Source organism: Streptomyces sp. yr375 (assembly GCF_900110755.1).
GTDB lineage: Bacteria > Actinomycetota > Actinomycetes > Streptomycetales > Streptomycetaceae > Streptomyces.
Genome location: NZ_FOFF01000014.1, coordinates 19123 through 39365 on the forward strand (window position 1 = coordinate 19123; position 20243 = coordinate 39365).

Consider the following 20243-nt stretch of genomic DNA (forward strand, 5'->3'; position numbering starts at 1 on the left):
CGGGCCTAGGTGCTGCGGGCGTCCTGGTTGCCCTGGATGCCGTGGGTGTCCTTGGCGTCCTGGAACTCGACGCACACCACCGTCGCGTCGTCGTGTGTCTTCGCCCGGCCCAGGACGGCCCGGCCGGCGCCGTCGTCCGCCCGCTCCAGCGCCCGGACCCGCTCCACCAGCGCCGGCGCCCCCTCCTCGCGGACGAGGGCGAACAGGTCCGGCCAGTCGCCCTCGTGGAAGAGGTCCGTCCAGCGGGTGGCCCCGTCCGAGAGCGCGGCCAGGGCGTGCACCTCGGCGCGCGGTACGGCGGCGGTCACCGCGCGGGCGGCCACCGAGGGATCGGCGGCGGCGGTGAAGAACCCGCCCGCCTTGTTGCGCAGCGTGCCGTCGACGGCCTCGGCGCTGGTGAGCAGGGTGCGCGGCAGCCGGGCCAGCCGGTCGTCCCGGACCGGGGTGACCGTGCCGTCCGGGGACGCCAGCAGCAGCGTCGCGTCGCACAGCACCAGGCACTCGACCGTCTCCGGCGACCAGCGCGCGAGGGCCACGGTGGCCTGCGGGGTGCGTGGGTGAGAAAGGTCACAGGTTTCGGAATGGGCCGCCGCGGTACGGGAGATGGCCAGGGCGAGCGCCTCGGTCAGCGGAACATCGGGGAGTGAAACGGTCAGTTCGGTCAGCGCGCCGCCCAGCCGCGCGGTGAACCAGGGGACCGAATGCAGACAGCCCGTGCCGCCCCGCGGCGGCGTCACCCCGTCCAGGACGACGAGCGAACCGCCCTGTCCGGAGGCGGGAACCCCGACACTCGCGAAGTCCTCGTTGGCGCGGGCCCGGTCGCCCGCCTCCGACACAAGTTCCGTACGCATCCGGCCAGTCTGCACGACCCCCGCAGGGCCTTCGCGAAAGGCTGGCATCGCTCCCCGAACATACGTACCGCCGCAGGTCAGACGCCTGGTTTGGGTGGGAATAAAGCGCTCGGGGAAGACGTGGCGGCGAATAGTGTCAAAGCTGGCCGCCCACGTCCAACCGGCGTGCCGGACAGGGCGGCTGCACGCGCCAGAGGAACTTGCCCGCCAACTCCCCTCCGATGTTCACTCCTTCGGGTGGCGGGGCAACCGATGCGGGACCCCTGCCCACCGGCACTGGGAGGGTCGGGAACCGTACCGGACGTACGCACCAGTTGACGGAGCGTCATATCCGGCCCATGGAGCACGAGTCAGGAATGCGAGCACCGGTGCAGAAGACGCGGCCTCGGCGTACAGGCAGGAAGACGGCCTCCGAGGAGGGCGCGGAGCGCACCCCCGTCGGCAAGGGCCGCCCCACCCACGTACGCAACCGGCTGATCGTCGCCGTGGCCGTGGTGGCCGCCGCCATCGCCGGCGCCGGCGCGCCCTCGATCCTCGCCGCCTCCGGGCAGTTGAAGGACTCCCAGGACCTGGTCACCCTGGCCGAACAGACCCAGGACGCGCTCGCCCTCGCACAGTCCCTGGCGGACGAGCGCGACGGCGTCACCGCCTACGTCGCGGCCGGCCGGGCGAAGTCCGCGGCGCCCTCCACCCAGGCCGGCGCCCGCGTGGACCGCCAGTCGCGCGAGCTGGTGGCCGGGTCGGACGTCTCCGCCGAGCTGCGCGAGGCCCTCGCCGCCGTGCCGTCGGTGCGCCGGTCGGCCCTCACCGGCAGCGGCACCGCGCTCCAGACGCACGAGGCGTACGCCAAGGCCATCGCCGCGCTCCATGTGCTCGTCGACCGGCTGGCCGAGCAGATGCCGCCCCGCGCGGGCTCCGGCGCGTACGCCCTCGCCCAGCTCGACACCGCCGTCCAGCAGGCCTCCGCGACCCGCGGACTGCTGCTCGCGGCGCTCAACGTGCCGACCCGGACCGAGACCTCCTACGACCCTCTCACCGGCCGGTCGACCACCGAGAAGGTCTCCTCCGACACCGACGCCAAGCAGCGCGACGCCCTCGCCGCCGCCGCGCAGCAGGCCCGGCTGCGCTCCGACGCGGCCCTCGCGGAGTTCCGGGAGGGCGCGCCCCGGGACGAGGTCGCCTCCTACGACTCCACGGTCACCGGCGGCGACGTCGACACCGCCGAGACGTACCTCGCCGCCCTCACCGACCAGCCGCAGTTGACCGGCGCCGACCTGAACACCAGCGTCAAGAAGCTGGACGCCGCGCTCTCGGGCCGCGTCGACCTGATGCGCGGGGCCGAGTCCTCCCTGTACGGCCGCCGCGCCGCGGATCTCGCCCAGCTCCGCGACGACGACGTCACCGACCTGGAGATCCGCGTCGCCGTCCTCGGCGCGCTGATGCTGCTGGCCGTCGCCATCGCCACGGGCATGGCGCGCAGCCTGACCCGCCCGCTGTCCGTGCTGCGCCGGGGATCGGCGCGACTGGCCGGGGCCGAGCACCCGGAGGCCGAGGAGCCGGTCAAGTTCACCGGCCGCAACGACGAGTTCGCCCAGGTCGTCCGCTCGGTCAACGCCCTGCACGAGCACGCCGTGGCCCTCCACGAGCGCGTCGCCACCCTGGAGTCCGACCGCAAGCACCTGGTCGGGCAGCGCCAGCGGATGGCCGACGCCCGTGAGGAGCTGAGCGCCGAACTCGCCGAGTCCGCGGCCAGGTTGGACGGCCTGCGCGACAGCATCAGCGGCACTTTCGTCAACCTCGCCCTGCGCACTCTCGGCCTCGTCGAACGCCAACTCGCGGTCATCGAGGGCCTGGAGGAGCGCGAGCAGGACCCCGACCGGCTGGCGACCCTGTTCAAGCTCGACCACTTCGCCACGGTCATGCGCCGCCACAGCGAGAACCTGCTCGTCCTGGCCGGCACCGAACACGTCCAGCAGCACGCGGGCCCGATCCCGCTGGTGGACGTGGTCCGCGCGGCGGTCAGCGAGATCGAGCGCTACGAGCGGGTCCGGATCTCGGCGCTGCCCCCGCACGCGCACGTGGCGGGCTTCGCCGCCGACGACCTCTCCCACCTGCTGGCCGAACTCATGGAGAACGCCACCTCGTTCTCCCCGCCGGACGTGCCCGTCGAGGTCTCCGGCTGGCTCCTGGAGACCGGCGAGGTCATGCTCTCCGTCCAGGACGAGGGCATCGGCATCCCCGCCGACCGCCTGGAGCGACTCAACGCCCGCCTCACCGAGTTCGACCCGGAGACGCCGTACGACCAGGAGGGCGAGGAGGGTCTCGGCCTCGGCCTGTACGTGGTGGCCCGGCTCGCGCACCGGCACGGGGTGCGGGTGCGGTTGCGGGAGCAGAAGCAGGGCGGGGTGGCGGCGGTCGTCGTCCTGCCGACCCCGCTGCTGCCAGCGGCCCCGACCGCCGCGATCCCGGCGCAGACCCCGTCCTCGTCGACGACCCAGACCATCTCCCTCCCCGGCGCGGACGCGGAGTCCAACTCCAACCGCCTGCCCACCCGTTCGCAGCACCAGCAGCACGAGGACCCCCTGATCGCCCTGGCGGAAGAGGCGGTACGCAGGTCTCAGACGCCGACCGAGACCCCGGCTGAATCTCCGGCCGAATCTCCGGCCGAGACGACGATGGAACTGCTGCTGCCGATCCCGCAGGGGGAGCCGGAGGAACAGGAGGAACACGGGGCACAGGAGAAGCCGGAGGAGGAACACACCGCCTCCGAGCCCGCAGCCGTCGAGGGCGAAGCCGAGGCGGAGCACACCCGGCCGTCGGACGAGCCCCTCACGGACAAGGGCCTCCCCAAGCGCACCCCCAGGATCACCACGCCCGCACAGGCCCCGCGTCAGCGGACCGGTTCCGTCGACGCGGAAGCCCTCCGCCGCCGTCTGGGCGGTTTCCGCCGGGGGGCGGAGGCCGGCTACCGCGACGTGGAAGCGGAAATCGCCGAACGCACGGGCCAGAACAAGGTTCCGTCGCCCCAGGGAGCTCAAAAAGCTCAAGAAGCACACGCACACGCCGAAGAAGACACGGGGGGCACAGTCGAGGAGGCAAGCAGTTGACCGCGCCCAGTACCTTCGGACTGAGCAGGGAAGCCCGTAACCTGCACTGGCTGTTGACCAACCTCGTGGAGGAAGTGCCCGGCATCCAGTCCGTCGCCGTCGTGTCCTCGGACGGCCTGCTCCTGCTCTCCTCGGACCCAGGCCGCAACGACGAGGCACGCGAGGCCCGAGAGACCAAACCCGCGGGCCCGCGCGGTTCTTCCGCCGACCTCGCGACCATCGTCTCCGGCATCGGCAGCCTCACCATCGGCGCGGCCAAGCTCATCGACTTCGGCGGCGTCAAGCACACGATGGTCGCGATGGACGAGGGCAGCCTCTTCGTCATGTCGATCAGCGACGGCTCGCTGCTCGGCGTGCACGGTTCCGCGGACTGCGACATGAGCGTGGTGGCGTACCACATGGCCCTCTTCGTGGGCCGCGCCGGCCACGTCCTGACGCCGGAACTCCGCAGCGAGCTACGCCAGTCACTGGAGCCCCGGACGACAGGCAGCCTCCGATGAGCCCGGAGCCCGCGAGCCCGGAGCCCGCGAGCCCGGAGCCCGCGAGCCCGGAGTCCGCGGGCCCGGAGCCCGGGGGTGCCAAGCAGCAGCTCCCCGTGCGCGGCGGCGACCGCAAGCCCGCCCGGGTGCGCCCGTACTCGCTCACCGGCGGCCGGACCCGCTTCGGGCACGTCCTGCTGGTGGAGACCTTCGTGGCGGCCCTCGAAGGCCCCGAGGACCGCAAGGAACTCACGAACGGCTCGCTCAAGTCCACAGTCACGCCCGAGTTGCGGGCCATCGTCGAACTGTGCCGCCGGATGCGCACGGTGGCCGAGATCGCCGCGCTGCTGAGGATGCCGCTCGGCGTGGTCCGGGTGCTCCTCAGCGACCTCGCGGACCAGGGAAAGATCCGTGTGTACGGCACCGGTACCGCTCACGGTACGGGCCGTCCCGACCGCGCTCTGCTGGAAAGGGTGCTGAGTGGACTCCGTCGTCTCTGACGCCACCTCCGCCGACGTCGCCTTCGCCGGCGTCACCGACGAACCCCTGATGCCCTGGCAGACGGACCGCACCCGGGCCCCCGTCGCCACGAAGATCGTGGTGGCGGGCGGCTTCGGCGTCGGCAAGACCACCCTCGTCGCCGCCGTCTCGGAGATCGAGCCCCTCCAGACGGAGGCGCTGATGACCGAGGCCAGCGAGGAGACCGACGACCTCACGGGCACCCCGGACAAGATCACCACAACGGTCGCCATGGACTACGGCCGCCTCACGCTCGACGACGACCTGGTGCTCTACCTGTTCGGCACGCCGGGCCAGCAGCGGTTCTGGTTCATGTGGGACGACCTGGTGCGCGGCGCGATCGGCGCCGTCGTCCTGGCCGACACCCGCCGCCTCAAGGACTGCTTCCCCGCGCTGGACTACTTCGAGAGCGCCGGACTGCCGTACGTCGTCGCCGTCAACCACTTCGACGGCAGCGAGCTGTTCGAGCCGGATGACGTGCGTGAAGCACTGACCATCCCCACCCACATACCTGTCATGATCATGGACGCGCGGCGCCGGATCTCGGTGATCGAGACCCTCCTGGCCCTCGTGGGCCACGCGCTGGACGAAACCCCCGAGTAAGGCCTCAAGGCCCGCGAAGCCATCGAGGCCCGCCAAGGAGTTCCCCGTATGCGGAAGATACTCGTCGTCGGAGCCGGCCAGTCCGGTCTCCAACTCGCCCTCGGCCTCCAGTCGCACGGGTACGAGGTCACTCTGATGTCGAACCGGACGGCGGACGAGATCCGTTTTGGCCGGGTCATGTCGACGCAGTGCATGTTCGACACCGCCCTCCAGCACGAGCGCGACCTCAAGCTGAACTTCTGGGAGCAGCAGACCCCGAGGATCCAGGGCCTCGGCGTCTCGGTCGCGGCCCCCGGCTCGCACGACCCGGGCCCCACGCAGCGCGTGATCGACTGGCTGGGCCGCCTCGACGGGTACGCGCAGTCCGTCGACCAGCGGGTGAAGATGGCCGGCTGGATGGACACGTTCGTCCAGCGCGGCGGCCAACTCGTCATCCACGGCGCGGCCGTCTCCGACCTCGACTACTTCTCCCGCGCCTACGACCTCGTCCTGGTCTCGGCAGGCAAGGGCGAACTGGTGTCGATGTTCGGCCGCGACCCCGAGCGCTCCCCGTACACCGCGCCGCAGCGCGCCCTCGCCGTCTCCTACGTCCACGGCCTCGGCCCGCGCCCGGAGCACCCGGAGTTGGAAGCGGTCCGCTGCAACCTCGTCCCCGGCGTCGGCGAACTCTTCGTCATGCCGACGCTCACCACCTCCGGCCGCGCCGACATCCTCTTCTGGGAGGGCATACCCGGCGGCCCGCTGGACGTCTTCGACGGCGTCAAGGACCCGACGGAACACCTCTCCCTCACCCTGGAGTTGATGGAGACGTTCCTGCCCTGGGAGTACGCGCGGGCCACCAGGGTCGAACTCACCGACGCCGGCGGCACGTTGGCCGGCCGGTACGTGCCGACCGTCCGCAACCCGATCGGCCGCCTCCCCGGCGGCGGCCTGGTGCTCGGCGTCGCCGACGTCGTCGTCGCCAACGACCCGATCACCGGTCAGGGCTCCAACTCGGCGTCCAAGTGCGCCGCCGCGTATCTCGCGTCGATCCTCGAGCAGGGCGAGAAGGAGTTCGACGAGGCGTGGATGCGCGCCACCTTCGACCGGTACTGGGAGACGGCGCGACACGTCACCAAGTGGACCAACGCGATGCTGGCCCCGCCGCCGGAGCACATCCTCAACCTGCTCGGCGCGGCAGGGCAGTTGCCGACCGCCGCCGACCGTTTCGCCAACGCCTTCGACGACCCGGCCGACTTCGAGGACTTCTTCTACGAGCCCGAGAAGACCGCGGCCTACCTGGGCTCCCTGACCGGAGCCTGACGCCGTAGCGACCCGCTCCCCGGATCCGGACGCACCGCGCCGAGCACCGGGTTGGACGCGAGCGGCGAGATCTTCACCTTCTCGCCGGTGCGCGGCGCCTGCACCACCTTGCCCCCGCCCAGGTACATCGCCACATGACCGGCCTCGGGGAAGTAGACCACCAGGTCACCGGGGCGCAGCTCGGTCAGCGGGATCCGCCGCAGCCGCGCCCACTGCTCCTCGCTGGTCCGGGGGATCGCCGTCCCGGCGCTCCCCCAGGCCTCGGACGTCAGCCCCGAGCAGTCGTACGACGCCGGGCCCTCCGCGCCCCACTCGTACGGCTTGCCGAGCTGCCGTACGGCGTACCGCACGGCCTTCGCGCCCTCGGCGGACGGCTCGCGGTCCTCGCCGGGCGGCCCGAGCGCACCGGACGCCACGAGCTTCTCCTGCGCCCGCGCGACCCCGTCCTTCTCCAACTCGGCGACGGCAGCGAGCTGTTCGGCACTGAGCGAGGCCAACAGCTCCTCCACATCGGCCAGATGACGGCGTACGTCGTCGCGCTCCTTCTTCTGGCGTGCCGCGAGGGTGAGTTGGGCGTCGAGGGCGGTGCGGGCCTTGCGCGCCAGAGCGTCGGCCTTGCGCTCGCCGCTGACCAGCCGCCCCACCGTGTCGGCCCGCTCGCGCGCCAGCCGGCCGATCACATGCCCCTGGTCGAGCGCGTGCTGCGGATCACGGGCGAGCAGCAGCCGTACGTAGGGGGAGATGCCGGTGCTGCCCTGGTACTGCTGCCGGGCCAGCCGCCCGGCCGCGCCCCGGCTGTCGTGCAGGGAGAGCCGCGCCTTCGCCAGCTCGCCGCCCAGCCGCCCGGCCTCCGCCCGCCGCACCTTGAGCTGCTCCTCGGTGGCGTTGTAGACCTCGGTGGCCTGCTCGGCCTCCCGGTACAACCGCTGAAGCTCCGCCAGCGACTCGGCCACCGACGACTCACCGGCGTCGGGAATCTCGGGCGCCGTAGCCGTAGCCGTAGCCGTAGCTGTTGACGGCGACGGCGACGGCGACGGCGACGGCGACGGTGATGGTGATGGCGCGGCCGTCGCGAGTCCGGGGGACAGGGCGGCCTGGGCGGCGAGCGCCGCCGTGGCGACCGTACAAGCCAGCCGCAGCAGTCTTCCTGACATGCCGTCACCTCCGCAGCGGCGGGGTGGCCCCGGTGGCCCCTCCGTCCCGCAGGGCGAGCATCAGGCGTGCGCGCGCGGTGCGCGCGCCGGGTGCGCGGTTCGGCCCAACGGGGTCACTCGTCGGCGTCGTCCCGCCGTCCGTCCGGCGTGGCGTCGGGCTTGGACCAGGGCCAGCGTGGTCGGCCGCGCTTCTTCCCCTCGGGATCGAACTCGTACTTCCAGCCCTGGGGCAGTCCGAGCTTCCTGCTGTGGCCGCGCACCACACGCCGGTACACCAGGACGGTGGGCGGACCGCCGGCCGCGTCGGGGACGGGGATGCGGTACGTCTTCGGCGGGTGCCCGGTCGGGCCCAGCAGCACGGGCAGGACGCGGCCGTCCATGGGCCCGCCCTCGAAGGGGGTGTCTTGGCTCTTCACGCCACCAGTGTCGATCAGGTCCCGGCGGCCCGACGACGTCCGGGGCTCAGCCGGTCGTCAGCACCGCCTCCATCACCGCCCGGGCGATCGGCGCGGCCATCCCGCCGCCGGTGATCTCGCCCCGGTGCGCCGACCCGTCCTCGACCACCACCGCGACCGCGACCCTCGGCTCCATGTCCCGCGCGCCCTGCGCCCAGGAGACGAACCAGGCGTACGGGATCCCGGCGTTGCCGACGCCGTGCTGCGCGGTGCCGGTCTTGCCGCCGACGACCGCGCCGGGGATCGCCGCGTTCGTACCCGTGCCCTCCCGCACCACGCCCTCCATCAGCTCCCGCAGCCGCCGCGCCGTCGACGGCAGCATCGCCTGCCGGGTCGGCCGCGAACCGGCCGTGGCCACCGTCGCCCCGCCCTCGCGTGTCGTCCGCTCCACCAGGTACGGCGTGCGCACCCGCCCCCCGTCGGCCACCGCCGCCGCCACCATCGCCATCTGGAGCGGGGTCGCCCGCGTGTTGTACTGGCCGATCGACGACAGTGCCAACTGCGCCTTGTCCAGCGAGGTGTCGAAGGTGCTGGGCGCGACGGCGAACGGGATCCGCACGGCCGCGTCGTTGAAGCCGAACGCCTGCGCCGTCCGGGCCATCCGGGCCAGCCCGGTGTCCACGCCGAGCTTCGCGAACACCGTGTTGCACGACCACTCGAAGGCGTCCCGCAACGGCGCGTCCGCGCAGCCGTCGCCCTCGTTCGTCAAGGCGGTCGTCGTCCCGGGCAGCCGGTAGGGGTCGGGGGAGTAGGTCGCCGCGTCGAGGTCGTCGACGACGCCCGCGTCCAGCGCCGCCGCCGCGGTGACCACCTTGAACGTCGACCCCGGCGGATACGTCTGCCGCACCGCCCGGTTCAGCATCGGCCGGTCCGGGTCACCGTTGAGCCGCGCCCAGGCCCGCTTCGCCCCGGCGTCGTTCCCAGACAGCACGGCCGGGTCGTACGACGGACTCGACACCAGCGCGAGCACCCGCCCCGTCGCCGGCTCCACCGCCGCCACCGCGCCCTTGCGCCCGTCCAGCGCCGCGTAGGCGGCCCACTGGGCGCGGCGGTTCAACGTCGTCACCACGTCACCGCCGGCGGGCCGGCCGTGCGTGACGTCGTTCCACAGCGGGAACGGCGAGAGCAGCGGATCCGCCCCCGACAGCACGCCGTCACCGGTGTGCTCCAGCAACGTCGTCCCGTACACCTGCGAGGCGAAGCCGGTCACCGGCGCGTACAACGGCCCGTCGCGGTACGTGCGTTCGTACCGCAACTGCTCCCCGGTGTCCCGGGAGCCGGTGACGGGCGTGCCGCCGACCAGGATGTCGCCGCGCGGCTGGGCGTAACGGGCGATGGACGCACGCCGGTTGGCCGGATTGCCGTCGTACACATCGGACCGGACGACCTGGACGCGCGCCGCGTTGACCAGGAGCGCCGCCAGCAGCAGGGCGCAGAAGACGGCGGCGCGCCGGATGTGCCGGGTCACCCGGACCTCCCTGAGTCGTCATCGGACTGTTGCGGATGCATGCCAACGGACAGTTGCGGATGCATGCCGTCGGACTGCTGCGGGTACGGCCGCCGGGCCGAGTCGCTCACCCGGATCAGCAGCGCGACGATCGCCCAGTTGGTGACGACCGACGAGCCGCCCTGCGCCAGGAACGGCATCGCCATGCCGGTCAGCGGGATCAGCCCGGTCACCCCGCCCGCGATCACGAACACCTGGAGCGCCACGATCGAGGCGAGACCGGTCGCCAGCAGCCGGCCGAACGGGTCGCGCAGCGACAGCCCGGCCCGGTAGCCGCGCTCCACCAGCAGCCCGTAGAGGAGGAAGAGCGCCGACAGCCCCGCCAGGCCCAGTTCCTCGCCGGCCGTCGCCAGAATGAAGTCCGACTTGGCGGCGAAGCCGATGAGGACGGAGTGGCCGAGCCCGAGCCCGGTGCCGAGCACCCCGCCGGCCGCGAACGAGAACAGCGACTGCGCGAGCTGATTGGGCCCCTGACCGGCCTCGATGGACGCGAACGGGTGCAGCCAGTCGGCGACCCTGCTGTGCACGTGCGGCTCCAGCCGGCCGACGGCGACCGCGCCGAGCGAGGCAAGGAGCAGGCCGACGGCGATCCAGCCGGTACGGCCGGTGGCGACGTAGAGCATGACCACGAACAGCCCGAAGAAGAGCAGCGACGTGCCGAGGTCCCGCTCCAGGACGAGTACGCCGACGCTCAGCAGCCAGATCGCGACGATCGGCCCGAGGACGCGCCCGGTGGGCAGTTGCAGCCGCCGGAACCGCCAGATCTGCCGGCCCGTGTACGCCAGCGCGGTGCGGTTGGCCGCCAGGTACGCGGCGAAGAACACCGCCAGCAGCACCTTCGCGAACTCGCCCGGCTGGATGGAGAAACCGGCGATGCGGATCCAGATCCGGGCGCCGTTCACGGCCGGGAACAGGATCGGCAGGGCGAGGAGGGCGAGCGCGCCGACCACGCACACGTACGCGTACCGCTGAAGCACGCGATGGTCGCGCAGCGCGGCCACGACGACGATGAACAGGGCCACCCCGAGCGTGGACCACACCAGTTGGGTGGGCGCGGCCCGGTCGCCCGGCGTCTCCAGGTCGAGCCGGTAGATCAGCACCAGGCCGATCCCGTTGAGCAGCACGGCGATGGGCAGCAGGAGCGGGTCGGCGCAGGGGGCGCGCAGCCGCACCGCGAGATGCGCCAGCAGCGCGAGCACACCGAGCCCGGCGCCGTAACCGGCGGCGCCGGGCGGGACGGTGCCGTGCTTCGCGAGGCCGACCGCGCAGTAGCCGTACACGCAGAGCAGGACGGCCAGGAGGATGAGGGAGAGTTCGACGCCACGGCGGCGGGGGAGGCGTACGGCGGGGGCGGGCGCGTCGGCTGCCGCCGCCACCAGCGTGGCGCCCGCTCCGGTTCCCGCTCCGGTTCCCGCTCCGACTCCGGCTTTCGTCATGTCCGGAACTTACCCAAATGGGGCTCCTTGTGAGCCTTGGACGCTTTTTGAGCCGGTGCCGTGTCGGTGCCGGGTCAGCACCAGCGCGGGGTCGTCCCGATGGTGTCGATGTAGCGCGCCGCGCCCCAGGCCCAGGTGCCGTCGGTGAGGAGGTACCACTGCGAGTTGCCCTGGATGTTCTCGCCGGTGGTCCGGCAGAAGATGGAGACGATCTCGCCGCGCCGGGCGACCCGGATCACCTGACCGCCACGGTCCGGCCTGCTGCGCAGGAGCAACTCGTTGGCGGTGACGCGCCCGCGAAAGCGGCGGGAGTCGTCCTGGTCACCGGACTGCCAGTCGCCACCGTCACCCCCCGACTGCCACTCGCCACTGCCGCCCGACTGCCAGTCGCTGCCACCACCGGACTGCCAGTTGCCGTTCTGGCCGTTGCCGTTCTGGCTGTTGCCGTTCTGGCCATTGCCCTGGCCGTTGTTCTGCCCGTTGCCTTGACCGTTGTTCTGGCCGTTGCCCTGCCCGTTGCCTTGACCGTTGTTCTGGCCGTTGCCCTGGCCATTGCCTTGACCGTTGTTCTGGCCGTTGCCTTGCCCATTGCCCTGGCCGTTGTTCTGGCCGCCGCCCCCGCCCCCTTGGTTCTGGCCCCCTTGGTTCTGGCCCCCGCCCCCTTGGTTTTGGCCCCCGCCCCCTTGGTTCTGGCCCCCCTGGTTCTGGCCCCCTTGGTTCTGCCAGTCGTCCGGGTCGTCGCGCTGGCCCTGGGAGTTGAAGCTGCCGCCGCCGTCGGGGTCCCACTCGTCGGCGAGGGCCGGGGTGACGGTCGCGGTGGCGGCGAGCGCGCCGGCTGCGGTGACTATGGCGAGACGGGTGAGGGCGGAGCGCACGGACATGGCGATACCTCCATGAAGCACGAAGAGGGTGAAGCTGACTAATCGCCACATTAGGAGCGGACGGCGCGTGTCGCCCGTCACACTGCGCCATCGGGGAGGCCGGCCCCGGTGGGCGGCGTCCGAGGAAGCGTCAGCGTGGCCACCGCACCGCCGTCCGGCGCGTTGGCGAACGTCAGCCGCGCGCCCAGCACCTCCGCCTGGCCGGCCGCGATGGTCAGCCCGAGCCCGTGCCCCTTGGCCCCGCCCTCGGTACGGAACCGCTGCGGCCCGTGCGTCACGAGGTACTCCGGATAGCCGTCCCCGTGGTCCCGCACGGTGACCACGGGCCCGTCCACCGTCAGCGTCACCGGGGCCCGCCCATGCCGGTGCGCGTTGGCGAGCAGGTTCCCCAGCACCCGTTCGAGGCGCCGCCGGTCGGTCTCCACGCGCACGTCCCGGACGATGGCGATCGTGACGGCCGTGCCTTCGGCGCTGCCCGCCGGGGCGGCGGCGGAGGTGCCCGCCACCGGGGCGGCCCCGAGGGTGCCGGAGGCCTCCGTCACCCGCACCACCCGCATCGCCAGCGCGCCCAGCTCCTCGGTGTCCAGCTCCAGCCGTTCCCGCCCGGTGTCCAGCCGGGAGATCTCGAGCAGGTCCTCGGTCAGCGTGCGCAGCGCCGCGACCCGGTCGCGCACCAGCTCCGTCGGCCGCCCCGGCGGCAGCAGTTCGGCAGCCGCGTGCAGCCCGGTCAGCGGGGTGCGCAACTCGTGCGCCACGTCGGCGGTGAAGCGCTGCTCGCTCAGCAGCTTGCCCTGCAACGAGGACGCCATCGAGTCCAGCGCGACGGCGACCGCGCCCACCTCGTCCTGCGGCCGGCCCGGCTGCTTCGCGCGGGGGTCGTCCACGCGGGCGTCCAGGTCACCGGCGGTGATCCGCCGGGCCACCTGCGCGGTGGTGTGCAGCCGCCGGGTCACCCGGGTCACCGCGACGGCGCCGACCAGCAGCGTCGCCCCGATCGCCAGCATCGACGACCACAGGATCGCGGTGTCGAGCGCCTCGATGGTGTGGGCGCTCTGCGAGTAGTCGACGGCGACCGCGAGGGCCCGCTCACCGTCGGCGGGCCCCGCCGCCCACATCGTGGGGCGCCCCCGGTACTCGGCGACCATCGTGCCGCGCTCCCCGCCCACCGCCAGCGTCCGCAGCGACGCGGGCAGCCCCGGCGGATCGAGGCTCGCGCCCCACCCGAGGCTGTCCCCGGACTCGAAGGCCGTCGTCGCCTCCTTCAGCCGGGACAGCGCGAGATCGCGGGACTGGCCGACGGTCTGGTTCGTCACCGACACGTGCACCAGGATGCCGAGCAGGGCGGCCAGCGCACAGCACATCACCGTGATGAAGACGGCGGCCTTCACGGCGAGCGGCCCGGCCCACGAGGGAAGCGCGAACTTCATCGGCGACTCGCGGAGGGCGAGGCGGAGGAGCCGGACGGGGACGCGGAGGGCGAGGCGGAGGGCCGAGGGGAATGCTTCCGGTTCGGGCCGCCGATACGCAGCATCTCGTCGTTGGTGAGCAGCATCGCCCGCTGCTGCTGGTCCCAGGTCCACTGCAACCGGTACTCGTAGCCGGCGACCTCCGAAGGAGCCCGGATGATCACCGACCGCCCGGCCAGCTCGACGGCGCTCACGGCGTCCTCGTAGCCCATGATCTGCACGAGCCGGTCCTTGCGGACGGTGTAGACGCGGACGGCGGTCAGGTTGCCGGGCAGTTGCCGGAAGCCGAGTGTCATGTCGTCGTGGCCGTCGCCGGTGAGGTCGCGGTAGTAGGCCTTGAGTACGGGACACCGCCGCCCCGCGACGCCACCCTTGCCCTTCCCGCAGTCGGCCATCCGGCGGGCCGTCTCGTCGTACGTCCCGGAGTTGTAGTCGGCCGGATTCGCCGCGATCTCGGCGCGGACGACCGCGACGGGATCGACCGTGCGGATGTCGCCGCCGGGCACGGTGATGCCCCGCACCACCTCGGTGTCCACCTCGCCGATGTCGAAGGCCGGACTGGCGGCGGGGGTCAGGTCCGGCCAGAGCTTGTCCGGGCTGATCGCGGTGGGCGTCGAACCGGCCCCCTGCAACTCACCGGCGTCACCGCAGCCCGAGACGACCGAGGCCAGCAGAACGACGACGCCGACGACGGCAGAAACGAACGCGGGACGGACAGGCCGGGCGGGCCGGACAAGGCGGCTGCGGGACACGGGCTCTCGCGACTCCTCTTGATCTACACGTTACGCGCATTATTCATAGGGAAGTCGTTTTTATGCGCGCGATGGCGAAGAGCCGAGCGGAGGAAAAGGCGGAGGGACAGGCGGAGAACCGATGGAGGGGGGAGCCGAAACGATTACTCGGCCAGCTCCTCCAGCAGTCTGGCGGTCGGCAGCCCCGCCCGCAGGTACTCCACGAACAAGTCGTTGTGCAGGGCCCACGGCGAGCGCCGTGACCGTATCAGCCGGATCGCGTCCTCGACCGAGTGCCCCCGGTGCACCAGCGTGTGGGCGACGACCAGCCCGGACCGGTTGTAGCCGCTGTAGCAGCGGACGAGGACCGTACGCCCCTCGTCCATCGCGTCTCCCGCGGCCTGCGCCAGCCGGATCACCCCGGCGAGCTGGGTGCCGTCCAGCGGCCCGTCCGGAATCGGCCACACCTGGTGCCGTACGCCGGGATCGGGCCCGTACCCCTGCCGGGCCCGGGTCAACGTCTGGACGAGGTCGAACTCGCCCCGCACCACGGCGAGTTCCTCCTCGCCGGAGGGCCCGCGGAACTGGTGCCCGCCCATCCACAGGCCGGGCACGATCTCGCTCCACGGACGGTCCGGAACCGGTACGTCGGGCTGCTTCCTGCGAGTCCGCAACGGCGCCTCCCCAAACGCGCTGCCCAGTGCCTGCCCAACTCCCTTCGACGGTAACCGCCTTCTTGCCCCGGGGGCCCTCGCCTGTTCCCATGGTCGTGGGGTGATGCCGCATGACCGGCCTGCGCGTCGTACCGACCTGGCGACATGGCCAGGAGCGGCTCTACGTCTGTCTCACGGACGGCAGGAACATCGCCTGGTACGACCGTGAGACGGGCCGCGTCAACCTGCTCGGCGAGGCCCGCAGAGAAGACGTCCTGGAGGCCCTCGCCCCCTTCCTGACCGGCCCGGTCACGGTCGGCCCGCCTCCGGTCCCGACCCCCGCGGAGCTGGCCCGCCTCACCCTCCACCCGGACGACGACCTGGCCCCCAACCGCCCCGGCGAGACCCTCCTCGTCGCCCTGGACCGCGCCCCGGGCCCCGCGCACCGCCTCCGCACCGACCCGCGCCGCCGCGCCCTGGCGGCCGAGCAGACGATCGGCGCGGCCCTGGACCGCCTCGACGGCGCCGGCTGGCGCACCCTGCACTCCCTCCCCCTGCCCGGCGGCGACCGCGTCCACCACCTGACGATCGGCCCGGCGGGCCTGTTCGCCGTCCACACCCTGTACGCCCGCAAACAACGGGTGCGCATCACCGACCCCCTAGTCACCGTGGGCCGCCGCCCCCCGGAGCCCCTCCTGCGCCGCATCCGAACAGACGCCGACCGAGCGTCGTACGCCCTGACCGCCGAGGTCCACCCGGTCCTGGCCCTGGTAGCCCCCACGGACGTCTCCGTCCCCCACCCCCCACGCGAACTCCACGTCCTCACCGACACCACCCTCACCGCCCTGACCCACCTCGGCGGAGTCCTCAAACCGGCAGACGTCGAGGCCCTCCACGCGATGGCGAGGGACCGGCAGACATGGACGAGGGTGTAAGGGCCCCTTTCAGCCCGTCCGGCGTTTGAGGACGAGGCCCTTAGGGGCCGACAGCGGGGGTCTGGGGGCGCAGCCCCCAGGGATGGGAACGGGAAGGGGCGGCGGGGGCGAAAAACCCAAGCCCAGGAACCCACGGACCCAAGGACCCTCAATCCAGACCAGGCACGACCCCCGCCCGCCCCCCATCAAGCACGGGCGCAAGCAGATCCCCGAACTCCCGCACCCGAGCAACAACATCCGAGGCAAGAAACACCAATGCCCCCACCCCCCGACACCTTTCGACCTCCCCCCACGTCACCGGCGCGGACACAGCCGGCTCATCCCGAGCCCGCAACGTATAAGGCGTAGCCGTAGTCTTCCGCGCCGCGTTCTGACTCCAGTCCACGAACACCTTCCCGCCCCGCAGACTCCGCGTCATCCGATGGACAACCAGCCGAGGCAACCCCCGCTCCGCCTCCACAGCCAGCCGCTTCGCATACTCCGTAACCCGTTCGGACGACGCCCCCCGCACCGCCGCCAGCACGTGCAGCCCCTTCGCCCCGGACGTCTTCGGATACGCCTCGATCCCGTCCGCCGCCAACCGCTCCCGCAGCCACACCGCGACCTCACAGCACTCCACGACGGTCGCGGGCGCGCCGGGATCAAGATCGAAGACGAGCCGGTCGGCAACGGCCGGCTCCTGAATCACCCACTGGGGCGTATGGAACTCGGTGACGAGGTTCGCCGCCCAGACCAGACTCGCCAGATCCTGCACGACGACCATCCGGGCCGGCCCCTCCGACCGGGGCACCTCGGCGGTGGTGACCCAGTCGGGCGTCCCCGGCGGCACGTTCTTGGCGAAGAAGACCTGCCCGTCGGGCCCGTCCGGGTAGCGCAGCCAGGACAGCGGCCGGTCGCGCAGATGGGGGAGCAGGACGTCGGCGACGGTCGCGTAGTAGTGCAGCACCTCACCCTTGGTGAAGCCGGTCGCCGGATACAGCACCTTCTCGAGATTGCTGAGCGCGAGCCGCCGCCCGTCCACCTCGGTGATCGGCGTCATACGATAAGAATCACACAACGACCAAAAGACCCCAAGACCACCCAAGCGGCAGCTATCACAAATACAGCCCATCTCACCCATCCGGGAGGGTGCTGCACGTGAGATCCATATGGAACGGCGCCATCTCGTTCGGCCTGGTCAGCATCCCGATCAAGCTGGTGAACGCCACCGAGAGCCACTCGATCTCCTTCCGCCAGATCCACCTGGAGGACGGCGGTCGAATTCGCTATCGCAAAGTCTGCGAGCTGGACGAACGGGAGGTGAGCTCGGCGGAGATCGGCAAGGGCTACGAGGACGCGGACGGCACGATCGTCCCGATCACCGACGAGGACCTGGCCCACCTCCCGCTCCCGACCGCGAAGACGATCGAGATCGTGGCCTTCGTCCCGGCCGACCGGATCGACCCGCTCCAGATGGACGCCGCGTACTACCTCCAGGCGGGCGGCGCCCCGGCCGCGAAGCCGTACACACTGCTGCGCGAGGCCCTGAAACGCAGTCAAAAGGTGGCGATCGCGAAGTACGCCCTGCGTGGCCGCGAACGCCTCGGCATGCTCCGCGTGGTCGGCGACGCGATCGCGATGCACGGCCTGCTCTGGCCGGACGAGGTCCGCGCCCCCGAGGGCGTGGCCCCGGACACCTCGGTCACCGTCCGCGACAAGGAACTCGACCTGGCGGACGCCCTGATGGACACCCTCGGCGAGGTCGACCTGGCGGACCTGCACGACGAGTACCGCGAGGCGGTGGAGGAGGTGGTGGCGGCAAAGGCGGCTGGCGAAACCCCCCGCGAAACCCCGACCCCACCATCCAGCGGCAAGGTGCTGGACCTGATGGCGGCCCTGGAGAAGAGCGTGCAAGCGGCGAAGGAGTCACGGGGCGAGGCACCGGAGCCCCCGGCGGACAGCGAAGAAGCCGAGGTCAGACACCTACCCAAGCCGTCCCGTACAGAGCCCAAGCAGACGACCGGCAAGAAGTCGACATCGACGTCGACGGCCAAGTCCCCCCAGGCCGCAAAGAAGACGACGGCGAAGAAGACCCAGCCTCAGAAGTCGCCGACGAAGAAAACCACAGCCAAGAAGACCACGGCGAAGAAAACCCCGGCAAAGAAAACAACCCCCCGCAAACACACGGCCTGACCCCTCACGCCACCACCGCCCCCACCCCCGACATCCGCCTCGGCACCAGCGACCTGGACTCCTCCTCCCCTCACTCCTGCCGTACATGGCGGCATCCGGCGGCCCCGTCATCGCCGTACAGGTGGAGAACGAATACGGCCCGTACGGCGACGACCCCGCCTACCTCAAGCACGTCGAGCGAGCCTTCCGCGCCGGCGCTCGCCACCGGGCGTACTGCTCGGGGTGGCCCCAGGCGCAGGGGGCATACAACCGTGACGAATAATGCGCGGGTGACGACGAGTTCAGTGCCGTATGCGGATGTTCCCGCTCGCCCCTGGGTGTCCGCCGATGCCAGGCGGTGGGCGGACGTCCGGGTGCCCGCGTGGGCACGGCCGGTGGGGCCGGCTGTGGTGCTGCTGGTGGCGGTGGTCATGGCGGCGGTGATGTTCTCGCCCGACTCGATGTGCACGGTGGCAGCGCCCTGTGGGGCGGACTGGCTCGATGCGGCCGGATCGATGCTCTTCCTGCCGCACCTGGTGTGGTTGTTTGTGCTACCGGAACTCGCGCTCGTGTCTGCTCCGTTGCTGCTGATCTGGATGAGCAATCCCGATATTTGGCTGGGTGGGCCGGCCGAGAAGATCGCGGACGCCGTCGTTGTGGCGGGGCTGTGCTGGGGCTGGGCGGCCGTCGTGGCGCGGCTGCGGGCGCGCGGCCGCCAACGCTCGCTCGTGCTCGACGCGGCCGGCGGCATCACGGTGCCTGCCCCGGCGACGGACGACGTCCACCTTTGGCGCCGGGGCCTGGTCCGCGGCATTGTGGGGGCGATCCTGTGCGCGGTGGCCGGTGCCCTGATTACGACCGTCGTCGTGGACGACCGGGCAGACGACCCCCTGGCTCGTACGGCCACGTCGGAGAACGCCCGAGTCGTGGCCTACAACACTGACGACTACACCGTCACTGTCCGCCTCTCCGACAACACACGACACAGGTTCGACGCGCAGGGCAGCTATCGGGTCGGTAGTAGCGTGCCGGTGCTGATGCACGGCGATTGGATGCGGCTCGCCACTGAGCCCTACGGCGACCGCACCGGCCGTCAGGCGCTGGCACTCGTCCTCGCCGGGCTCGGTGTCACCGTGCTTGGCTCGGGCCTGCTCTCCCGCCGCCGGGCGGTGGCGCTGCACCGCGCCCCGGTCCCGGTACTGCGCGTCCTGACCCGTCACGATCAGGGGCGTACGGAGATATTCGCCGCCGACGACACCGCCACTCTGCGCCCGGTGCTGAGCTACGAGCCCCACACCCGCACCCGCACCCGCACGGCACTGCGTCAAGCCCTGCTCTACGGTGCACCTCGCGAGGGCGGTGAGTTGATTCTGGCGAGCGCAACGGAGTCCGGGCAGTGGCTCGTCGAGGGGACCGCGTCCCCGATACGGCACGGTTCTCCCGACGGCACGGGCAAGCCCGGGGTATACCGTCCCGGCACAGCACGCAGGGCCGCACACCGCCGGGCCGCTGAGGCCCGCGTCCAAAACGCCCTCGCCGTGATGACCCCTGCTACCGGACCGGTCCGGTGGCAGGCAGGTCCGGTGGCGCGCTCCGTCGGAGCGGCGTTGATCGTCGTGACCATCATGCTGCTGGGGACGCTCTTCACGGGTTCCCCTACGTGGTGGCAACTGCCCTTCTGGTCGGTAGGTGGTTTGTACTGGGTGAGCGTCTGCCTCCGGATGATGATCTGGCGGGTCACCGCCGACTCCAATGGACTGCACGTTCGCGGCCTGTGGCGTACTGCCCACCTCCCGTGGGCGGATGTCACCGGCGCTGTCTACACCCCCGAAGGTGAGCTGATCGTCCGTTGCCGCACCAATGTCGACGACACCCCCGTCGGCAGTGTCGGCTTCCCGCCGCTGGAGCGACGGCTGCGCCGCCCAGGCCCTGCTGAGCGTGCCGCCGCCGAGATCACCGCGATGGTCCGCGAGCCGGGCCTGCGGCCGAAAAACGACGTCGGATGCACATGAG

At 71.8% G+C, this 20243-nt stretch carries 19 protein-coding genes; 9 read left to right on the forward strand and 10 right to left on the reverse strand.

Translation table 11 applies throughout. The features are described 5' to 3' along the window. Positions 1-5: 5 nt before the first annotated feature. Positions 6-851, reverse strand: a complete 846-nt coding sequence (locus BMZ82_RS16485) for a protein phosphatase 2C domain-containing protein (protein WP_093776342.1) — start codon at positions 849-851, stop codon at positions 6-8. A gap of 368 nt (positions 852-1219) precedes the next feature. Here BMZ82_RS16485 and BMZ82_RS16490 point away from each other — a divergent pair, with 368 nt between their 5' ends. The 5 genes from BMZ82_RS16490 to BMZ82_RS16510 are packed head-to-tail and all read left to right on the forward strand — an operon-like array spanning position 1220 to position 6861. Continuing rightward, positions 1220-3958, forward strand: coding sequence for a sensor histidine kinase (locus BMZ82_RS16490; RefSeq protein ID WP_177244524.1), 2739 nt, complete (start codon positions 1220-1222; stop codon positions 3956-3958). After that, positions 3955-4458, forward strand: a complete 504-nt coding sequence (locus BMZ82_RS16495; RefSeq protein ID WP_093776379.1) for a roadblock/LC7 domain-containing protein — start codon at positions 3955-3957, stop codon at positions 4456-4458. The genes BMZ82_RS16490 and BMZ82_RS16495 overlap by 4 nt, the downstream gene beginning before the upstream one ends. Continuing rightward, positions 4455-4937: a DUF742 domain-containing protein gene (locus tag BMZ82_RS16500; protein ID WP_256251941.1), complete on the forward strand. Its 483-nt coding sequence runs from the start codon at positions 4455-4457 to the stop codon at positions 4935-4937. The genes BMZ82_RS16495 and BMZ82_RS16500 overlap by 4 nt, the downstream gene beginning before the upstream one ends. Then, a complete protein-coding gene (locus BMZ82_RS16505; RefSeq protein ID WP_093776381.1) occupies positions 4918-5559 on the forward strand; it encodes a GTP-binding protein in 642 nt (213 codons plus the stop codon). The genes BMZ82_RS16500 and BMZ82_RS16505 overlap by 20 nt, the downstream gene beginning before the upstream one ends. 48 nt (positions 5560-5607) lie before the next feature. Continuing rightward, on the forward strand, positions 5608-6861 hold the full coding sequence (locus BMZ82_RS16510; RefSeq protein WP_093776383.1) for a styrene monooxygenase/indole monooxygenase family protein: 1254 nt from the start codon (positions 5608-5610) through the stop codon (positions 6859-6861). Here BMZ82_RS16510 and BMZ82_RS16515 read toward each other — a convergent pair. The 8 genes from BMZ82_RS16515 to BMZ82_RS16550 all read right to left on the reverse strand — a co-directional run bounded on the left by BMZ82_RS16515 (position 6834) and on the right by BMZ82_RS16550 (position 15165). Next, positions 6834-8015: a C40 family peptidase gene (locus tag BMZ82_RS16515; protein ID WP_093776385.1), complete on the reverse strand. Its 1182-nt coding sequence runs from the start codon at positions 8013-8015 to the stop codon at positions 6834-6836. The genes BMZ82_RS16510 and BMZ82_RS16515 overlap by 28 nt on opposite strands. Positions 8016-8128: 113 nt before the next feature. Further along, entirely contained in the window at positions 8129-8431 is a 303-nt protein-coding gene (locus BMZ82_RS16520) for a hypothetical protein (protein ID WP_093776387.1), read from the reverse strand. Positions 8432-8477: 46 nt separating this feature from the next. Next, on the reverse strand, positions 8478-9938 hold the full coding sequence (locus BMZ82_RS16525; protein ID WP_093776389.1) for a penicillin-binding transpeptidase domain-containing protein: 1461 nt from the start codon (positions 9936-9938) through the stop codon (positions 8478-8480). After that, positions 9935-11413, reverse strand: a complete 1479-nt coding sequence (locus BMZ82_RS16530; protein ID WP_256251942.1) for an FtsW/RodA/SpoVE family cell cycle protein — start codon at positions 11411-11413, stop codon at positions 9935-9937. Before BMZ82_RS16530 ends, BMZ82_RS16525 begins: the two co-directional genes overlap by 4 nt. 74 nt (positions 11414-11487) lie before the next feature. After that, positions 11488-12294: an SH3 domain-containing protein gene (locus BMZ82_RS42530; RefSeq protein ID WP_093776391.1), complete on the reverse strand. Its 807-nt coding sequence runs from the start codon at positions 12292-12294 to the stop codon at positions 11488-11490. Between the two features lie 77 nt (positions 12295-12371). Continuing rightward, the gene (locus BMZ82_RS16540; protein WP_093776393.1) at positions 12372-13721 is read right to left on the reverse strand and encodes an ATP-binding protein; all 1350 of its coding nucleotides are present in this window, start codon (positions 13719-13721) and stop codon (positions 12372-12374) included. Continuing rightward, positions 13718-14512: a hypothetical protein gene (locus tag BMZ82_RS16545; protein WP_256251943.1), complete on the reverse strand. Its 795-nt coding sequence runs from the start codon at positions 14510-14512 to the stop codon at positions 13718-13720. The genes BMZ82_RS16540 and BMZ82_RS16545 overlap by 4 nt, the downstream gene beginning before the upstream one ends. 143 nt (positions 14513-14655) lie before the next feature. Next, positions 14656-15165: a protein-tyrosine phosphatase family protein gene (locus tag BMZ82_RS16550; protein ID WP_093776395.1), complete on the reverse strand. Its 510-nt coding sequence runs from the start codon at positions 15163-15165 to the stop codon at positions 14656-14658. A 110-nt stretch (positions 15166-15275) separates the two neighbouring features. Between BMZ82_RS16550 and BMZ82_RS16555 the strand changes: the two genes are divergently transcribed. Beyond that, a complete protein-coding gene (locus BMZ82_RS16555; protein WP_093776397.1) occupies positions 15276-16079 on the forward strand; it encodes a hypothetical protein in 804 nt (267 codons plus the stop codon). Positions 16080-16227: 148 nt separating this feature from the next. Here BMZ82_RS16555 and ligD read toward each other — a convergent pair whose 3' ends face one another. Beyond that, positions 16228-17118 (reverse strand): non-homologous end-joining DNA ligase, encoded by an 891-nt coding sequence (gene ligD, locus BMZ82_RS16560; protein ID WP_093776399.1) that lies wholly within the window; start codon positions 17116-17118, stop codon positions 16228-16230. An 89-nt stretch (positions 17119-17207) separates the two neighbouring features. On the opposite strand from ligD, the gene BMZ82_RS16565 reads away from it, so the two are divergent. The 3 genes from BMZ82_RS16565 to BMZ82_RS16575 all read left to right on the forward strand — a co-directional run bounded on the left by BMZ82_RS16565 (position 17208) and on the right by BMZ82_RS16575 (position 20242). Beyond that, the gene (locus BMZ82_RS16565) at positions 17208-18251 is read left to right on the forward strand and encodes a non-homologous end joining protein Ku (protein ID WP_093776401.1); all 1044 of its coding nucleotides are present in this window, start codon (positions 17208-17210) and stop codon (positions 18249-18251) included. Between the two features lie 85 nt (positions 18252-18336). Beyond that, entirely contained in the window at positions 18337-18513 is a 177-nt protein-coding gene (locus tag BMZ82_RS42700; protein WP_371271233.1) for a beta-galactosidase, read from the forward strand. A gap of 124 nt (positions 18514-18637) precedes the next feature. After that, the gene (locus BMZ82_RS16575; protein ID WP_093776403.1) at positions 18638-20242 is read left to right on the forward strand and encodes a PH domain-containing protein; all 1605 of its coding nucleotides are present in this window, start codon (positions 18638-18640) and stop codon (positions 20240-20242) included. Position 20243 lies beyond the last annotated feature (1 nt).